The following is a 17,142-nucleotide window of genomic DNA, read 5'->3' as shown; positions in this document are numbered from 1 at the left end:
ATGAATTTCTAATTTTAATCACTTTTTAGATTATATTTTGATAAGATTTTTATCATTAATCAGATTGAGTAGGGATAAGATGAAAGTGGTAGTTTGTCAGAACTGTGGTGAAAAATATCAACTTGATGACGAAGATGATATTAACGCATTTGAATGTTCTGTTTGTTCTGGAAATCTAGAGGAATTGGATAGCTTCTCAAACGATGAAGAAAAAGTTTCCTCTGGTTATGATTCGCAGAATCCTTCTGATTTAGTACTTGTTTATTGTACTAATTGCGGATTGAAATATCAATTGACTGAAAATGACAATATTAACGAATTTGAATGCAATAGCTGTGGAGGTTCATTAGATTACGTTTCCAATATGGACTCTGCATCAACCGAAACCACTTATTCAACTTATTATACACAAAACCCACTCACAGAAACCCCGCTCGCTGATGATGAAATCGATGAGATTATTCCTATTCATATGGAAGCTAATTATGTAGATGATTCTCTCTATGCTAGTTCTGATGTTGATGAGATTATTCCTATTCATGCGGAAGCTAATTATGTAGATGATTCTCTCTATGCTAGTTCTGATGTTGACGAAATCATTCCTATACATGCTGAGTTAAATGCTCAAGATGCAGGATATGCTGATGAGGAATATTATTATGAAACTGAAGAGATATTGCCTGATACATTAGAATCATATGAAGAGGAAGAAATGATTTCTTATGGTTCAATTTATGACTCTACACTTGGAGATGTTGATGAGATCATTCCTATACATGCAGAAAGAAGGCATATGGAAACTTCAAGAGACATAGCTTCTGGATTTGCTTATAGAGATGAGTATGAAGATGAATATGGAAGTGGAGGAACAAGGCTTGTTGAAATCACTGACATTCCAGAAGATGAAATGCCTGAATCTCCAGTGTCTTTAGCTAGACAGGAATTGTCTGAAGAAGATCAAAAGCTATTTGCAAGAGTTCAAAATGAAATGGTCTTTGATAGTCCTGAAGAGTATGAAGCATTTAAGCTTGCTCGTTATAAGTATTACACTGCCTTGTCTGATGTTCTTAAAGATGAATATATCAGAAGTATGGATAAGGAATTTTATAAGGGAAGTTCTGTCAAACGCTTAATCAAAAAAGGTGAAGAAAGCGTTAAACGTGGAAACTTAACCGCAAGCGAAGAGGATGCATTGGTCACTCCAGAAACAGTTGAGCTAATGAAATCTCAAAATAGGGCTTATGAACCTAAGAAAACCAATGCTGATTTATACATGTTGATTGGAGCATTCATTTTAGTCGTTTCAGCTGCATATTATTACTTTATTAGCCAAATATGGTATGTATTGATTGCTATTGCCATAGGTGTTCTCATTCTAAGTTACGGTATTTACAAAAGATATGCTTTCAATAATTATATCGCTCGTGGAAGAATCATTCGTGAAAGATTGCTTGCACTTCCAAATGATTTCTATGTATTCTATGCAGTTCAACCGCCACAATCCAAGGATATCATTAACCATGTGGTTGTTGGGCCTACTGGTGTATATACCATCTTATCCAAAAGATATGACTCTAAAGACTATAAGAATAAGGTAAAATCTGACAGTGAAACAGATGCTATGGTAAATGATTCCGCTTCTATCCAAAATTACATGGATAAGAAGAATACTTTAGAGCTTCAAACTGATTACAAGGATAACCAAACAAGATTTGAATTTGGAAATGAAGAGATTCATTTTGTAAACAATAGTCAAATCAAACGCAAAGCTTTAGAGTTAAATGAAGATTTAGCTATTTTCTTGGATAATAAAGGATTTAGCGGAATTTACATTGAGCCATTAATTGGTTTTGTTAATGATGACTTGGCTATTTTAAATGTAATTCTTACCAATGAAGACCTCTTTATAGATGAATTGTTCAATAGAATGATTCGTGGTCAAAGAAGAATTGATGAGTTGACTGTTGCTAAGATAGCAAGATTATTATCCTATTATTCTGCAGACTGTTCTGTAGTATAATACTTTAATTTTTTACTTTTTTTATTTATTTTCACATTTTTTAAATTAACTTAAATTAGATTATTAATTATTCAATTTCAAAATTTATTTTGTTTCTATAGATTCAAGCTGTGATGAAATATGATTTCTAAAGTTTTAAATGTTTTTAAGTCAATTAAAAGGAAATATTACACTTTTAGAGTAAAAAGGGTATCTGCATCATGTGGGAATGATTTGACTGTCAATGCCTATTCATATATCACTCCTAAAACAAGTCTTGGAAACAATGTGAATTTCAATGGAATGAAGATTCAAGGAACAGCCAATGTAATCATTGGAGATAATTTTCACAGTGGCATAGAATGCATGATTATTACAGATAGCCATAATTATGAAGGTGAGGCTATTCCATATGATAGCACTGTCATCTCTAAGGATGTAGTTATTGAAGACAATGTATGGTTAGGAAATCGTGTCATTGTTCTTCCAGGGGTAACTATTGGTGAAGGTGCCATAATTCAAGCGGGAAGTGTTGTAGTCAATGATATACCAAAATATGCAATCGCTGGTGGGCATCCTGCAAAGGTCTTCTCTTCAAGAGATAAGGATCATTATGAAAAGTTAAAAAAAGAAGGAAAGTTTCATTAATAGTTATCATCTTTTAATTTTTTCATGATTTATTTTTATATAATTGCTATTTTTACATATTTTTCATTTTTGCACAATTACTATTTTTCACAAAAAAAGTTCATTCATTTTAATTAATTTTAGCTTCAATTTAATGAATCAAATCTTTAAAGATTGCAATTTCTTTTATTGTCACTGCCTTTAAAATGAAGATGATTGCAAAGTATATGATTACTCCTGTGGCAATGGATATCAAGACATTAATAATTCCAATTGGATGCATCATATATACTGCAATTCCCATAATAGCTGATGCAATAATGATTTTTAAAAGATCATTTCTGTTGAATGGCAATCTCATGGTTTTCTTGCTTGCAATTGCTGTTACTGCAAATGCCAATATGTAGCAGATAAGTGTAGCAATGGCTGCTCCTAAGATGTTTAGGTAAGGAACAAGCAATAAGTTCAAGACTATATTTGAAATAGCCACAACAATCCATAGCTTTCCAAGAATCATTGTATTTTTTTCAAGGATGAGAATATTGTTTGTTATTCCATACATTCCCATGAATATTGCTCCAAGGCAAACGAAAGGAGTTACCATATAACCTCCAAGTGCAATTTCTGGAGTTGTGATTATGTATAATAATGGCTTTGAAAGCACACTCATTCCAACTGCAGCAGGAACGGTTAGCAAGAGATAGTATTTCATTGAGTAGCTGAGATACTTATCCACTTCCCCTATGTCTCCCTTTTCATAATGTTCAGGCAAGACTGCAGGTAGGAGAACTGCAAATGGGGAAAGGAACATTAATAGTATGCTTCCTAATGCATATCCTGGTGAGTAGCATCCAACTGCAACTGATCCGATAAGGATTCCGATGACATACTTATCGCTTGAATCAACAACCCAACTGGACACATTGCTTGGTATTGTAGGAAGAGCAAATGCAAGCTGTTCCTTTAGGTTAGACCATTTTCCAATTCCAATTCCAAGATACTTGACAATTAGGAATGCCATCATGATGAATACTGCCACATAACCTGTCAAAAGACCAAGCACAACAGTTTCAATATTATATCCTGCATAAGTGAGGTAAATGCTTACAAACACACCAATATAACTTTGAAGAACAAGGAATAATGAGTATCTTTTCATTTTCTGGAATGTTCTAAAGAAGCTTATTAGCATCAGGTTCATGCATGCGAAGAATGAGATTGCAGTAGTTATGTACAATACTTGCATGCTTCCATTGAATAGTGCATTTGCAATTGTGTTTCCAAAGATTAGGAATAATGAACAAATTATCAATGTGGAAATGAATGTTAGGCTAATCATTGGATAGAATGAATCCTTGATCTTTTCCTTATCCTTTTCAGCAGACAGGAACCTTACCATTGTGTATGGAAGTCCAAGATTTGCAATATTTGGAACAAGTGCGATTGTAGTGTTTACCTGTGCCCACATACCGTATTCTGCGGTGGTGAATGACTTTGTAATGATTGGAATAAAGATTAGGCTACTGAGAGAGATTAGGATGTTTGTGAGTCCCACCAAACCTATTCTTTGTATAAATCGCACATATTCGCTCATTTAATCACTTAAAATACTTTTAAAAATAGTTTCATCAAAGCTCTTAAAGAAATAATCCTTATCATATTCTTGAATTGATATGTTTTCACTGTTTATGTAATTAATTAGTTCTTCACTGTTTTTAACCTTTTTTACAATATCCTTATCGATTAGGTCATCTAAATATTCCACACCAGGAACATCTATTATGAAAGTTTTGCAATTGAATGCAAGCCCTTCATAGATTGCAGTTGAAAAAGCACCTATTTGGTAGTGGCTTTTAGCAAACAGTTCGTATAATGGAGGTTCACTTTTATCAATTACAGTAAAGTTATCGAATTCATCGTTTGCTTTTGTTAGGTAATCGTAATTTTCCTTCCAAGTTCCATATTCCCCTGGATGTAATTTATAGATAAATTTGAAATTTTGAGAATCATTGTTTTCATGGATGTTTGAAGCTGTTTCATATGCTAATTCAGATAAGTATTTTCCAATAACTCCTTGTGAAATGAATAATATTTGCTTTTGATCATTAGGTTCATTATCTTTTTTATCAGCTATTTTCATATATGTTTTTGAGTTTTCCTCAAAGTATGGGAAACCCATTGAAATAATGTTTTCACTATCTATAGGGAATGGACAAGCATTTTTCCAATAGTCTCCAAAACTTAGAATCTTGTCTGGGAAGTATTCAATTTCCTTGATTTCATCATTGGATTTCATAGTGTTTTCCGGATAGCTGTATCCTAAATGGTATGGGCTGATGGTTCCATGCTGCAATTCGATAATTTCTATATTCATTTTTTTACAGGCTGCAACTAATGCCTTATTTTCATAAGCCACTACAAGAAATACGACTTTAGGATTTTTCCTTTGAAGAAGTTCAATATACTTTTCATAATCATATTGGAAATTCAGGATATGGTCTTCTATGATTGTAAACAAGTCAATTTCAATTTTAAAATCAGTTTCAAGCTCTTCTTTCACTGCATTTATCAGTTGCTTTTCATCTTCAGTAAAAGACAATTTTCCTCTATTTCTTGTTTTATGAATGAATGAACCTAAGAGAATTCTGTCATTGAATTTGACATTATTTTCCTTAATGTTTTCATTGTTTCTAAAATGTTGATTAAGATAAGGGGATTCAATTGTTTCAAAACTTTTCCCAATTTTATTAAGAGTGTCTTTTAAAAAATAGCTATAGATATCTTGGTATTCATCTTCAAATATGACTTTTCTTGGATGGTCGAATATCAAAACATCCACATTTTCTCTCCCGCTTAAAGGGTTTGATAAAATGCTGTTTTTGAGAAAAGGCAAGAATGAGTTTATCTTATCAAATAAGGAAAGACTGGACTGCTGAGCAGATTCAAAAACATTTGTCTTTCTAGTTATTTCATAATATAAATACATTCTAATCAATTGCCAAGGATAGCAACCTTGAATCTCCTTATGATTCAACTCATATTTCTCTTCAAGATTCCAAATCTCTTGACAAATCTCTTTCACTGTAAAAGTCATAAAAATTCCTTGATGATTATAATTTATTCCAAATATTCATATTTAATCAATTCATCTTCAGCAATATCCATTTTTGCCTTTTTACCGATGATTTTATCTAGTTCACTTGGTGAAATGCCTGTTCCAGGTCTTTTGTATGTGAGCATATCTTCAGAAATCACTGTCCCTTCTTTAATTTCCTCTTTTGCAATAATGGAACGTCTTGCTTGCTTTCTTGATTCGCTTTCACAAGATAGAGGGACCTTATCGTATTGTCCATTGATTGTTTTGATAAGTTTTATGTTTTCATTGAATTTTCTTACATCATCTGGGTCCATTCCATGATAATGGTCATTTCCTTGCAATGTTTTATCTAATGTATAATGCTTTTCAAGGATTGTTGCTCCATAAAGGTAAGCGGTTGTTAAAATAAGCATGTTTTCATCAGGCTTTGTATGATCTGAGTAACCGATTTCATAGTTAGGGTACAAATCCTTAAGGTTTTTAATCATAAGTAAGTTTGCATCGCTGTTGTCAGTTGGATATGAAAGGACACAATGCATAATTCCTATTCCAGCATCACCGCTTGTGTATTTTTCATTGGTCTTTTCTATAGTGTCTATTGCTAATTTAATCTCATCAAGAGTGGAAGCTCCAGTTGAAATGATAATGTCCTTTCCTTTTTCTGCAATTTTTTTTATGAAAGGAATGTTTGTAAGGTCTGATGATGATATCTTATAGACATCCATGAATTCATCCAAATAATCAATGGAATCAAAGTCAAAAGGTGTTGATAGAAACATTATTCCAATCTCATTGCAGTAATCAGCTATTTCCCTATATTCCGCTTCTCCAAAGGAATCGAATTTCTTAAACAATTCGTATTGTGAAGTTGTAGGCTCCTCATTTGTATCCCAATATGCTGGAGAGTTCTTGGAAGCTATTGTATTCGCTTTATATGATTGGAATTTAACTGCATTGCAACCTGCATCTTTTGCTTCTTTAACCATTAGTTTAGCTGCATCCATATTGCTTATATTTTCCTTTTTTGCAATATCATAGTAATTTACACCAATTTCAGCTATTAAAAATGGTTCTTCATTGAATATGCTCATATTTTCACCTATTTTTCATCTTCATCTATTTTCCATTTTCAATTCTTCTTTCCATTCTTTGTATGATTGCTTGATTAACCTTTTGATGTTATCAAAGCCATGTTTCAAGTCAACTTCACTCATTCTCTTGTTCATTTCTTTCCTTAATTGGAAGTCTTCAATTGTATTTTCAAATGTTTCCTTTATTTCTTCTTTAGAGACCTCGCTGCCTAAACCTAAATTAATGAATCCATGCTCCACATTTCCAAAGATGTGGCTTAATTCTCTTTCATTTTGGCAAAGGCAGATGCAAGGAACTCCAAGTGAAGCTATTTCATACATGGTTCTTCCTGCAGAAGTGAATATCAAGTCAGCATCGTGCATATGCTCACTCATGTTCTTAACGTTTTCATAGATTTCTATTCTTTCATCATCCTTGTATTTATCTTGGATTTCCTTTTTGTTTCCATAACCAAGTCCTAAAATAATCTCGATTTTGTTTTTGTAATCACTTTCCAAAATCGCTTCAAGAACCTTCTCAGTTAAGTTATTTGGATCTGTTCCTCCAAATGTGAGAAGAACCTTATCGACGCCCTCTTTGATTTCCTTAAATGATTGATAGTAAAACTCATCTTTTAGAATGTAATATTTATGTCCGGAGTAAAGGTTTTTAAGAGGTATCTTATGCTCATATAATGCATCAAAGACCATATGTGCATATTTCACTCCCCCTCCGACATCCTCAAAATTAACTATGAAGAATCCTTTATCCCTAAGTGATTTTATATACTTTGAATTTGTATTGAGGATATCATTGATAACAATATCTGGGTCATATTCAACTATCTTTTCAATCAATTCCTCTTTAGCTTTCTCATCTGCTTTCTTTCCTTTGCCTTTATTGCTGTTATGAGTAATGTAAGGATAGTTGTTATTTTTAACGATTTCAATTCCTAATGGTTGTGCCTCATCAAGCAAGAATACCACTTCATGATTGACTAATTTGGAAGCTATTGCCAATGCCCTATAGATATGCCCGGTGCCGATTTCATGGGAAGCATCGGCTTTAATCAGTATTTTCTTTTTCTTTAGTATTCTTTCAGCTACCCACCAGTCTTCATAATTGTCAATATCAATGCTTTCTTGTTTGGATATTTCAACAAGCCCAATATTATTTCCAAGACGGCTGTTTTCAGTTACAAATTCTCGTTTTGTTGCAAATATGCTTCCTGTCTCTTTATATGCTTTCGGCAGGTATTGCCTGTTAACCCTTTCCTTGTATAATGGGAAATACTTCTTGTTTTTCTCATCGTATCCCCAACTCAGGTGTCTGTCGTCAACAACACTAATAATTGTATCATAGAATTCCTTGTCTTCATTTGGATTTAATAATGTTTCAATAGCTAAATCTAAGGTTTTTGTTTTAAGAAGTGGGGAAGTAGGCTGTACTGTTATTACAACATCATATTTTTCATTATCTTTTTTCTCTTTTTGAATTGTAGCGTCATGGATTACAGGATCAAGTGGAATTGAGTCTTCCGCAAGTTTCCCATCTCTTTTTACAGTTTCTGCACCAAATTTCTCTGCAATGAATTTTATTTCATTGTCATCGGTTGTTACAATAATGTCATCAACATATTTTGATGCCTTTCCCATTTCTATTGTATGTGCAATAAGCGGTTTTCCTCCGAGTAGTCTTATGTTTTTTCGAGGAATGCCTTTAGAACCACCTCTGGCAGGGATTACAACTAAAATTCTATTATCCTTATACATTTTAAAACCTTTAGCTATTTAATTTTTAATCATTATTTTCATTTTTTTTCATTCATTATTTTCATTTTTTATTTTCATTCATTATTTTCATTCATTATTTTCATTCATTATTTGAAAATAAAAAATTTATTCAAATTTTTTGAATTTTAAAAAATATTATTAATTAAGACAAACTAATAATAGTATATTATTAATTAATATTAAATTTTATTAATTATATAAGTTAATTAAGTAGAACTTTTTAATTATTAAAATAATTGAAAATTAAAATATTAAATAAATTTAGAAGAAATTTATTGAAAATTTTAAAATTAATCAGATAATTTATTATAAAGAATTTAAGGTGTTATAATGGCTAGTATGAAAGAGATGGCTGATACTTTAATTAAAAGAATAAATGATTTAGCTACTCCTGTTAAAATTATGCATGTTTGTGGTTCTCATGAACATACCATTATGGAACACGGTATAAGGTCTTTGCTTCCTCCTGAAGTTGAGATTGTTGCAGGGCCAGGATGTCCTGTGTGTGTTGTTCCTTCAAGAGAAATTGATGAATGTTTACAATTGATAGAAAAAGGAGTTACTGTAACCACTTTTGGAGACATGTTAAGAGTGCCAGGTTCCAATGGCTCTCTTGCTGAAGCAAAAGCGGAAGGTGCAGATGTAAGGGTTGTTTACGGTATTCCAAATGCAGTGGAAATTGCAGAAAAAGTAGACAATGATGTTGTATTCATGTCTGCAGGTTTTGAAACAACTGCACCTGCAACTGCATCTGAATTATTGAAAAAGCCTCCTGAAAACTTCTCAATAGTTTCATGTCACAGATTGATTCCACCAGCTATTGACTTCTTGATCAATTCAGGTGAAACCAATTTAAATGCTTTAATTGAACCTGGACACGTATGTACAATTTTAGGAACTGAGCCATTTGAGAAGTTCTCAACTGAATATGGCATTCCTCAAGCTGTGGCAGGTTTCAATCCATTGGATATCCTGATGTCCGTTTATATGATCTTAAGACAAATTGACAATGGAACCCCAAGAATCGACAATGAATATAAGCGTGCTGTAAGAACTGAAGGAAATGTCATTGGAAAGGAAATGATGGATGAGGTTTTCCATGTGGAAAGCAGAGAATGGAGAGGTTTCCCAAAAATTCCTAACTCCGTTTTGGAAGTTAATGATGAGTTTGCCGAGTGGGATGCAAGGAAGAAATATGACATTGAAGTGAAAGATGTTACTGAAGCTCCTAAAGGATGTATTTGCGGACCTATCTTAAGAGGTATGGCAAAGCCAACTGACTGCAAATTGTTTAGAAAGGCATGTAATCCAATGCACCCAATCGGTGCATGTATGGTAAGTAAGGAAGGAACCTGTAACATTGCTCACAGATATAGCAGATAAGTTAAACAATTGATTTTATAGTTTCTTTATGCAATCATTTTTAAGGATTTGATAACATGGTAAAAATAGAAGCGATAGCTGTAGATGTTGATGGAACAATTACAGATGGAAAAAGAAGAGTTTGTCATAGTGCATTGGATGCTCTACGTAAAGCGGAAGATGCAGGTATTCCAGTAATCATTGCTACTGGAAACATTTCACACTTTGCCTATGCAGTGGCTACACTTGTTGGAACTACTGGAGGTTTAGTTTGTGAAAATGGTGGAGTCATCTATCAAGATGGATATAATGACAATAGGGTAATTGTTTTAGGAGACATTTCCAAAGCTCAAAAGGCTTATGACTTTTTACTTGAAAAGTTTGGCGAGGATATTCCATTTAAGATTGTTGAGGATTCCGATGCTAGGGTTTCTGAAATCTGTTTCTATAAGAATATGGATTCAGAACCACTTAAAGAGCTCCTCCAAGACTTTGATGTTGAAATTTATGATAGTGGATTTGCACTTCACTTGACAGATCCTGATGTTGATAAGGGAACAGGGCTTGCTGAATTGGCTAAGCTCTTGAATTACAATATTGAAAACATGATGTGCATTGGGGACAGTGAAAATGACATTGACTTTTTACATGCTGCAGGATTTAAAGTTGCAGTGGCTAATGCATGTGATGAACTAAAGGAAATCGCAGATTATGTTTGTGAGAATAAGTATGGGGATGGAGTAGCAGAAGCTATTGATAAATTTGTTTTTAATGTGGAATAATTTAATGAAATTATTTAAATTATTTAAAAAATTTTTATTTTAATCTTATTTATATCATTTAGTGTGATAATATGTTATATGAATTAGCGGAAGAGGCAAAAAGGGAAATTTCAAAATATTCAGATAATTATGAAATTTATTTGGAAAACACTGAATTGCTTCAATTGGATTCCCAAAAGACTGATTTGAATTTTGCAAAAGAAGAGATTAGTTTAGGCATTGGTGTAAGAGTTATTAAAGACGGTTCAGTAGGTTTTGCTTTCACATCAGACATGTCTGAAATTGCAAAGACTTGTGAAAATGCTTACTTAAACTCTAAACTTAATTCTAAAGATGAGAATTTCTCTTTTGCAGAGCTTGAAAAATTGCCGAAAATCAATGGCACTTTTGATAAGAAGTTCCAGGAAATTGATTTGGATGAACTTACAAGTTCTTTAAAATCTGTATTAAACTGCATTGAAGATAATGGATGTCAAACCACTTCAGGTGGATTTTCAGCAGCAGAAGGTGAAGTCTTGATTGTAAACTCCAATGGTGTTGAAGCTTATGACAAGTCCACCGGTTTTGCATTAGGTGTTTCAATAAATGCAATAAAAGATGGTGATTTGGCAACTGCTTATGACTCTGTTTCATCATGTCTTTATGATTTGGACGGAATCAAATTGGCTGAAGACTTATGTGATTTGGCAAAGTCCTCATTGGATGGTGATCATATTGAAACTTCAGATAAGGATGTCATATTGGATTATCATGCGGTAACTGGACTTCTCTCCACTTTCATGAGCGGTTTTAGTGCAGATAATGTTCAAAGGGGAAGGTCAAGACTTGCTGGTAAAATCGGTGAGAAAATAGTCACTGAAGGTCTTTCCATTTATGATGACGGCACTGTCGATGGAGGTTTGAACTCTGGAGTAAGTGATGATGAAGGAACTGCTTCAAGAAGAACCTCATTAGTTGAAGATGGTGTTCTTAAAGGATATTTATATGATATTTATACAGCTAATAAGGATGGAGTCAAAAGCACTTCCAATGGGTTTAGAGGTTCCTATGCAGGAACTCCTTCTGTTAGCGGTTCAAATATTATTTTTGACTTTAAAGATCATGTTTTTGAAGATGAAATAAATGATGCATTCATGGTTACTGATGTTTTAGGTGCACATACTGCAAATCCGATAACTGGAGACTTTTCAGTTGAAGCAAGCAATTCATTTTTAATCGATAAAGGAGTCAAAAAACCTATTAAAAAAGCTATGATTTCTGGTAATATATATGATTTGCTAGGTGATGCAGTAGCTGTAGGTAAAGAGACAAAGCAAAGAGGATCTTTCATTGTTCCTAAATTGCTTTTACATGATGTAAGAGTGGTGGGTAATTAATCCCACCTAAATAAAATAATTTTTCAGTATTTTAACTTTTTATCTATTTTTTATCCTATATTTTTAAATCTTGCATTGATTTTCTTATCCAATTCCTTCATTTTTCTATCAATTCTTTTAGTGTCTGTTTTGTATGCTTTTGACACTTTTTTATTTATTTCCTTTTCCTTTTTCTTTAGGTTCTTATTGAATTTAGAGGTTTTAGTGTCAAAGGCATTTTGGATGAAGTTCTCAAGCTCGTCTTGAGATGAAAAGTCTGCAAAGTTTTTTTCTATTATTTTATCTACTTTTTCATTAAGTTTTTCCTCTTCCTTTTTAGTCATTTTTTTACTTTTCTCTTTAGCCATTTTATCATTTCCTTCCCAGTAGATTTAATAGAATTAGAGATTTAAGAGTATGGAATAATTTATCCCATTTTAATAACTGGTAATTGAATTTCAGTTATTAAGTCCTCTTCATTATCCACTTCGTATTTGTTTTTTATGTAAATTTCTTTAGGAGAACCGATAATGTCATATTTGTTTTCAATGGAGTATTCTGCCATAATATTATAGCTTTCTTGAATATTTTCCAAAGTTCCATTGTGGATTCCAGACAATACCTTGTGTTCAATCAGGGTTACGATTCTAATCTCTTCAGTTTCATCAGGGTCTAATTCAGGATTGATTGGAATTCCTACATCGTAAACAACTTCATTTTCCTTAGCGGTTCTTGGGTTATTGTAGAATATTGCAAATAAGTCTCCAGCAGTTTCAATTTCTTCAACTTCAACCCATCCGGTTAATTTAGAAACCAAAACATCCATATCCTTTAGAGCTCCCTTATAATTCATGATAGCTACTTTTTGATCTTCAATAGTTTTTTCTTTAATTTCCATGTTTACACCTGATAATTATAATGATATATCTTTTTTATAATTTTTAAATTTTCATTTTAATTCAATTAAAGAGAATTACTTCAACTTCTTCTCCTTCTTCAAGCAATTCTGTCTGTTTAGAGACTTTTGTATATCCTGCTGCACTAGCAAGTGAGAATATAGCTCCAGAGTCTTTAAATATCGGAATCACATCATCACCTTCCAATCTGACCAATTGATATTGCATTCTTCCAATTGGTGAATGGATTCTTCTTCTTAAAGTTCCTTTAATTGTTTTTTGCTCTTCCTCATCTTTGTAACCTGCTAATTTCTTAATTGCTGGTGCAACAAATACATTAAAGATTACAATTGCAGAAACTGGATTTCCAGGAAGTCCTATGACTATCTTTCCATCAACAACTCCAAGAATAGTTGGCTTTCCAGGCTGTACAGTAATCCCATGAATATAAACTTCTCCCAGTTCATCAAGAATATGCCGTATATTGTCTCCAACTCCTGCGGAAGTTCCGCCAGAGCATAGCAAGATGTCACATTCTTTCAATGAGTCTTGAATTTTAGCCTTTAAGTCATCATAAACGTCTTTAACGATTCCTAAGCATTTTCCTTCTCCACCACAGTTATCTACACCTGCCTTAATCATTTCACTATTAACATCATAGATTTTTCCAGGTTGCAATTCTTCCTGATTGGTTAATAATTCATTTCCAGTAGAGATAATTCCAACTTTAGGCTTTCTATACACTTCAACAGTGTCTATTCCTTGAGCAGCTATCACTCCTATTTTAGGAGGATTAAGTAGAATGTTTTCTTCAAGAATTGTCTGTCCTTTCTTAACATCAGAACCTTTTTGTCCAATGTCTTGGGAAGGAGTCACGCTGGTCAATATCTCAATCTCGTCTTCTTCAAGTTCATCATTGTCTTCTGGTCTATTGGAAAATTCCACCATAACAACTGCATCTGCACCTTCAGGAATTGGTGCACCTGTACTGATTTCTACACATTTTCCGAGTTCTACAGTTTTATCAGTAAATGATCCTGCCTCTAAAAAGTCAATGACTTTAAGCTTTTTAGGATTTTCTTCATTAACCCCATAACTATCTTCTGATTTTATTGCAAAACCATCTTTAAGGGATCTGTTAAATGGTGGAAAATCAATTTTACTTTCGATTTTACTGAATGTAATTCGGTTATTGCTTTCTGCTATATCAATGATTTCAGATTGTGGAGTATAGTATTCATTAAACTTTTCATTAATGATTTCTTTTGCTTCATCTACTTCTTTTATCTTTAAAAATTCTACACCCATTGTATTACCTTTGAAACTTTAAAAAATATTTTAAAAAAATTATAATATATAACATATCAAAAATATTTTTGATAATGTTTTCTATTTAATAATTTATTAATAGATATATTTTATATTATGTATTTTTGTATAAAAATTCACATTAAAAATCAAAACCTTTATAAATTATCTTGTTAGTATTTATATTAAGAAATATATAATATATAATAATAAATTATTAGCGGTATTTCTTAAACAATAATTTAAACGAAATTTTCAATTTATTTAGAAAATTGTTTAATCAAATATTAATTTATATAAATGATTTATTTAACTGATTTATTAAAATGATGTGTTATTAAATATTTGGAGAATGAGTAGGAGGAGAATTTTTGAGTAAACCACAAAATAATGATCAACAAGAATATAGAAGAGTACGTACTCCTAGAAAAGGCGAAATTCCAGGGGTAGTCGAACAAATTATGGGTCATGGAAAAATTAAAGTAAGATGTGCTGATGGTAATATCAGAATGACACGTATTCCAGGTAAAATGAAAAAGAGAATTTGGATACGTGAAGGTGATGTTGTTCTTGTAAAACCATGGGATTTCCAATCAGACCAAAAGGCTGATGTAATTTGGAGATACACAAGAACAGAATCTAACTGGCTTGAAAGAAAAGGCTATTTGAATATGTAAATTAAGTAAATCCTTTGATTTACTTTTTTAATTTTCTTTTTTTACCTAAATTTTACTTAATTTTTTTAATTACTTTTTGAACTACTTCTAAATTTTTATCTAATTTTAAAACGGTGTTTTTATGGAAGAGAATCCAATAATGGCTAATGTTGATGAGGAACTTGTTGATGAGGAGCTTATGGAAGATGATTCAATGGAAGTTGAATCTGATGAAGAAGTGATGGACGAAAATCCGAGAGTGGCTAAAGCGGATGCACAAGTTCAAAAATTGATTTCACAAAAAAGAATTAAGGATTCTGATGATAGGAAGGTATCTAGTGAAATCTTTGACAAGGCAACTTTGCAGGTACTTTATAAATTAGCTAATCAAGGTTATTTGGATGTTTTAAATGGAGCTATTAGCACTGGTAAGGAAGCTAATGTACTAAAAGGGATTAAGGATGATGGTTCCATAGTTGCTGTTAAGATTTATAGGATTGCCACTTCCGATTTTAAGAAAATGCAATATTACATTGCAGGAGACCCTCGTTTTAATGTTAGGTCAAGCAATAAAAGACAGCTGATAAATAATTGGGTGAATAAGGAATATAGGAATTTAACAAGGCTTAAGGATGCAGGAGTGAATGTTCCAGAAGCCATAACAAGCTTGAACAATGTTTTGATAATTGAATTCATCGGGGATGAAGATGGAAATCCTGCACCAACTGTGAAAAACTTGCCTCCACAAGACCCTATTGACTTTTATGAGAAATTAGTTGATCAAATGGATAAGTTCATAAACAAGGCCAATTTGATTCATGGTGACTTATCAAGCTATAACATTCTAAATTTTGATGAAGAGCCAGTTATTATAGATGTTTCTCAATCTGTTGTAAAAGATCATATCATAGCTCGCGAATTGCTTGAAAGAGACATAAAGAACATTAGTTTTGAATTTTCTAAGATGGGCGTGGACACTTCCATTGAAGATTTAACTAATCGTTTGATTAAAGATTAATTATTTAATCTTTCTCGAAGAGAAGATTTAAGAAAAAAGTCTTATTTAAAAATATTACTTTTCAAATGCTCTTAGGAAACCTATTTTTTATTAATATTAAATAAATATTTTTAAGTTCCAATTAGGTTTCCATTTGTGTGTTTTTTAATTTTAAGTTAATTTTATTAAAACATTAATTTATCAAAATATTTATTAAATTTAATTGAAATATTTAATATATAATTGTAAATGAATTTATAAAACAAATCAAAGAGGTGAATAAATTGCCGGAAACCGATTATCTTAGAGTTCCTGCAGATAGAGTAGGTGCTTTAATTGGAACAAAAGGAGAAACCAAACAATTAATTGAAAATGCAACTAATACTCATTTGGATATTGATAGTGAAGATTGCACTGTAGCTGTTTATCCTAATGAAAATATGGAAGATCCTCTTGGTGTATGGAAAGCAAATCATATTGTAAAGGCTATTGCTCGTGGATTCAATCCTCGTGTAGCATTAAAATTAAATAAAGATGATACTTATTTGGAAATAATCAAATTGCCTTTGTATGTTGGAAAATCCAAAAAGGCTATGGCAAGATACAAAGGTAGAATAATTGGAAAAGATGGAAAAACCAGAGAAATAATTGTTGATATGGCTGAAGTGGACATGGCTATTTATGGAAAGACTGTTTCATTAATCGGCGAGCTTGAAAATGTAATGATTGCTAAGGAAGCAGTTGAAATGATTCTTAATGGATCAAGGCATAAATCTGTCTATGCATTTTTAGAGAATAAGAAAAATGAACGTAAAATGAAAGAATTCAAAGAAGTTGTTGGAATTGAAAGAGATGAAATTCAATTCCGTGATGACTTAGATTAGAAATTTTTTCTTTTACTTTTTTATTACTTTTATTATTTTTTCTATCAACATCTCGATTTTTATTTCTTAATTTTTTTATTTTTTAATCCTGCTATTTTTCTATTTTTTCATTTTTTTTAATTTCTTAAATTTATTTCTAATATCTGATTCATCAATTTTATTTTTACAAATTGATATTGTTTTTATTTGTCCGAATCAATTTTCTTAATTAATTGTTATTTTTCATTAAAGATATATGTATGGTTTAATATTTTTTAACAATATTTTTTGATGTGATGTAATTTAATTATATTTAGCCTAAATTTTTTTACTATA

The 17,142-nt window shown here is 31.9% G+C and carries 15 protein-coding genes; 8 read left to right on the top strand and 7 right to left on the bottom strand.

Annotation, left to right across the window (positions count from 1 at the left end; all coding sequences use genetic code 11):
- The first annotated feature begins 79 nt into the window (after positions 1–79).
- Together IJI80_RS02430 and IJI80_RS02425 are read left to right on the top strand one after the other, a co-directional pair.
- Positions 80–2,020 carry a hypothetical protein gene (locus IJI80_RS02430; RefSeq protein WP_292787331.1) on the top strand — a complete coding sequence of 647 codons (1,941 nt, stop codon included), beginning with the start codon at positions 80–82 and terminating at the stop codon, positions 2,018–2,020.
- Positions 2,021–2,140: 120 nt separating this feature from the next.
- Positions 2,141–2,647 carry an acyltransferase gene (locus IJI80_RS02425; RefSeq protein WP_292787329.1) on the top strand — a complete coding sequence of 169 codons (507 nt, stop codon included), beginning with the start codon at positions 2,141–2,143 and terminating at the stop codon, positions 2,645–2,647.
- A gap of 130 nt (positions 2,648–2,777) precedes the next feature.
- Here IJI80_RS02425 and IJI80_RS02420 read toward each other — a convergent pair whose 3' ends face one another.
- Genes IJI80_RS02420 through pseG form a run of 4 tightly spaced genes read right to left on the bottom strand, consistent with a single transcriptional unit; the run spans position 2,778 to position 8,566 of the window.
- Positions 2,778–4,220 (bottom strand): flippase, encoded by a 1,443-nt coding sequence (locus IJI80_RS02420; RefSeq protein WP_292787327.1) that lies wholly within the window; start codon positions 4,218–4,220, stop codon positions 2,778–2,780.
- Positions 4,221–5,720, bottom strand: a complete 1,500-nt coding sequence (locus IJI80_RS02415) for a sialyltransferase (RefSeq protein WP_292787325.1) — start codon at positions 5,718–5,720, stop codon at positions 4,221–4,223.
- A gap of 23 nt (positions 5,721–5,743) precedes the next feature.
- Positions 5,744–6,814: an N-acetylneuraminate synthase family protein gene (locus tag IJI80_RS02410; RefSeq protein ID WP_292787323.1), complete on the bottom strand. Its 1,071-nt coding sequence runs from the start codon at positions 6,812–6,814 to the stop codon at positions 5,744–5,746.
- Positions 6,815–6,835: 21 nt separating this feature from the next.
- Positions 6,836–8,566: a UDP-2,4-diacetamido-2,4,6-trideoxy-beta-L-altropyranose hydrolase gene (gene pseG / locus IJI80_RS02405; RefSeq protein ID WP_292787321.1), complete on the bottom strand. Its 1,731-nt coding sequence runs from the start codon at positions 8,564–8,566 to the stop codon at positions 6,836–6,838.
- Positions 8,567–8,926: 360 nt separating this feature from the next.
- Between pseG and hypD the strand changes: the two genes are divergently transcribed.
- The 3 genes from hypD to IJI80_RS02390 all read left to right on the top strand — a co-directional run bounded on the left by hypD (position 8,927) and on the right by IJI80_RS02390 (position 12,107).
- Positions 8,927–9,970 carry a hydrogenase formation protein HypD gene (gene hypD / locus IJI80_RS02400; protein ID WP_292787369.1) on the top strand — a complete coding sequence of 348 codons (1,044 nt, stop codon included), beginning with the start codon at positions 8,927–8,929 and terminating at the stop codon, positions 9,968–9,970.
- Between the two features lie 56 nt (positions 9,971–10,026).
- Entirely contained in the window at positions 10,027–10,731 is a 705-nt protein-coding gene (locus IJI80_RS02395; RefSeq protein WP_292787319.1) for a phosphoglycolate phosphatase, read from the top strand.
- A gap of 71 nt (positions 10,732–10,802) precedes the next feature.
- Positions 10,803–12,107, top strand: coding sequence for a TldD/PmbA family protein (locus IJI80_RS02390; RefSeq protein WP_292787317.1), 1,305 nt, complete (start codon positions 10,803–10,805; stop codon positions 12,105–12,107).
- Positions 12,108–12,157: 50 nt separating this feature from the next.
- Here IJI80_RS02390 and IJI80_RS02385 read toward each other — a convergent pair whose 3' ends face one another.
- From IJI80_RS02385 to glp, 3 genes are all read right to left on the bottom strand, one after another.
- A complete protein-coding gene (locus IJI80_RS02385) occupies positions 12,158–12,454 on the bottom strand; it encodes a hypothetical protein (protein WP_292787315.1) in 297 nt (98 codons plus the stop codon).
- A 59-nt stretch (positions 12,455–12,513) separates the two neighbouring features.
- Entirely contained in the window at positions 12,514–12,984 is a 471-nt protein-coding gene (locus IJI80_RS02380) for a GyrI-like domain-containing protein (RefSeq protein WP_292787313.1), read from the bottom strand.
- Positions 12,985–13,045: 61 nt separating this feature from the next.
- Positions 13,046–14,290, bottom strand: coding sequence for a gephyrin-like molybdotransferase Glp (gene glp, locus IJI80_RS02375; protein ID WP_292787312.1), 1,245 nt, complete (start codon positions 14,288–14,290; stop codon positions 13,046–13,048).
- A gap of 371 nt (positions 14,291–14,661) precedes the next feature.
- Between glp and eif1A the strand changes: the two genes are divergently transcribed.
- The 3 genes from eif1A (at position 14,662) to IJI80_RS02360 (ending at position 16,827) form a co-directional block, all read left to right on the top strand.
- A complete protein-coding gene (gene eif1A / locus IJI80_RS02370) occupies positions 14,662–14,967 on the top strand; it encodes a translation initiation factor eIF-1A (protein WP_292787311.1) in 306 nt (101 codons plus the stop codon).
- Between the two features lie 220 nt (positions 14,968–15,187).
- A complete protein-coding gene (locus IJI80_RS02365; RefSeq protein WP_292787366.1) occupies positions 15,188–15,964 on the top strand; it encodes a serine protein kinase RIO in 777 nt (258 codons plus the stop codon).
- A 263-nt stretch (positions 15,965–16,227) separates the two neighbouring features.
- On the top strand, positions 16,228–16,827 hold the full coding sequence (locus IJI80_RS02360; protein ID WP_292787309.1) for a KH domain-containing protein: 600 nt from the start codon (positions 16,228–16,230) through the stop codon (positions 16,825–16,827).
- Positions 16,828–17,142: the final 315 nt, after the last annotated feature.

This window comes from Methanobrevibacter sp., from assembly GCF_017432245.1.
Taxonomy (GTDB): domain Archaea; phylum Methanobacteriota; class Methanobacteria; order Methanobacteriales; family Methanobacteriaceae; genus Methanobrevibacter.
The sequence above is the reverse complement of the archived record's forward strand: the minus strand, read 5'-3'. Positions and strand labels throughout refer to the sequence as shown.

What these genes read in the sequence shown, in the direction of transcription:
- IJI80_RS02430 (WP_292787331.1), top strand. Translation starts at nt 80, where the DNA reads ATGAAAGTGGTAGTTTGTCAGAACTGTGGTGAAAAATATCAACTTGAT.
- IJI80_RS02425 (WP_292787329.1), top strand. Translation starts at nt 2,141, where the DNA reads ATGATTTCTAAAGTTTTAAATGTTTTTAAGTCAATTAAAAGGAAATAT.
- IJI80_RS02420 (WP_292787327.1), bottom strand. Translation starts at nt 4,220, where the DNA reads ATGAGCGAATATGTGCGATTTATACAAAGAATAGGTTTGGTGGGACTC.
- IJI80_RS02415 (WP_292787325.1), bottom strand. Translation starts at nt 5,720, where the DNA reads ATGACTTTTACAGTGAAAGAGATTTGTCAAGAGATTTGGAATCTTGAA.
- IJI80_RS02410 (WP_292787323.1), bottom strand. Translation starts at nt 6,814, where the DNA reads ATGAGCATATTCAATGAAGAACCATTTTTAATAGCTGAAATTGGTGTA.
- pseG (WP_292787321.1), bottom strand. Translation starts at nt 8,566, where the DNA reads ATGTATAAGGATAATAGAATTTTAGTTGTAATCCCTGCCAGAGGTGGT.
- hypD (WP_292787369.1), top strand. Translation starts at nt 8,927, where the DNA reads ATGAAAGAGATGGCTGATACTTTAATTAAAAGAATAAATGATTTAGCT.
- IJI80_RS02395 (WP_292787319.1), top strand. Translation starts at nt 10,027, where the DNA reads ATGGTAAAAATAGAAGCGATAGCTGTAGATGTTGATGGAACAATTACA.
- IJI80_RS02390 (WP_292787317.1), top strand. Translation starts at nt 10,803, where the DNA reads ATGTTATATGAATTAGCGGAAGAGGCAAAAAGGGAAATTTCAAAATAT.
- IJI80_RS02385 (WP_292787315.1), bottom strand. Translation starts at nt 12,454, where the DNA reads ATGGCTAAAGAGAAAAGTAAAAAAATGACTAAAAAGGAAGAGGAAAAA.
- IJI80_RS02380 (WP_292787313.1), bottom strand. Translation starts at nt 12,984, where the DNA reads ATGGAAATTAAAGAAAAAACTATTGAAGATCAAAAAGTAGCTATCATG.
- glp (WP_292787312.1), bottom strand. Translation starts at nt 14,290, where the DNA reads ATGGGTGTAGAATTTTTAAAGATAAAAGAAGTAGATGAAGCAAAAGAA.
- IJI80_RS02365 (WP_292787366.1), top strand. Translation starts at nt 15,188, where the DNA reads ATGGACGAAAATCCGAGAGTGGCTAAAGCGGATGCACAAGTTCAAAAA.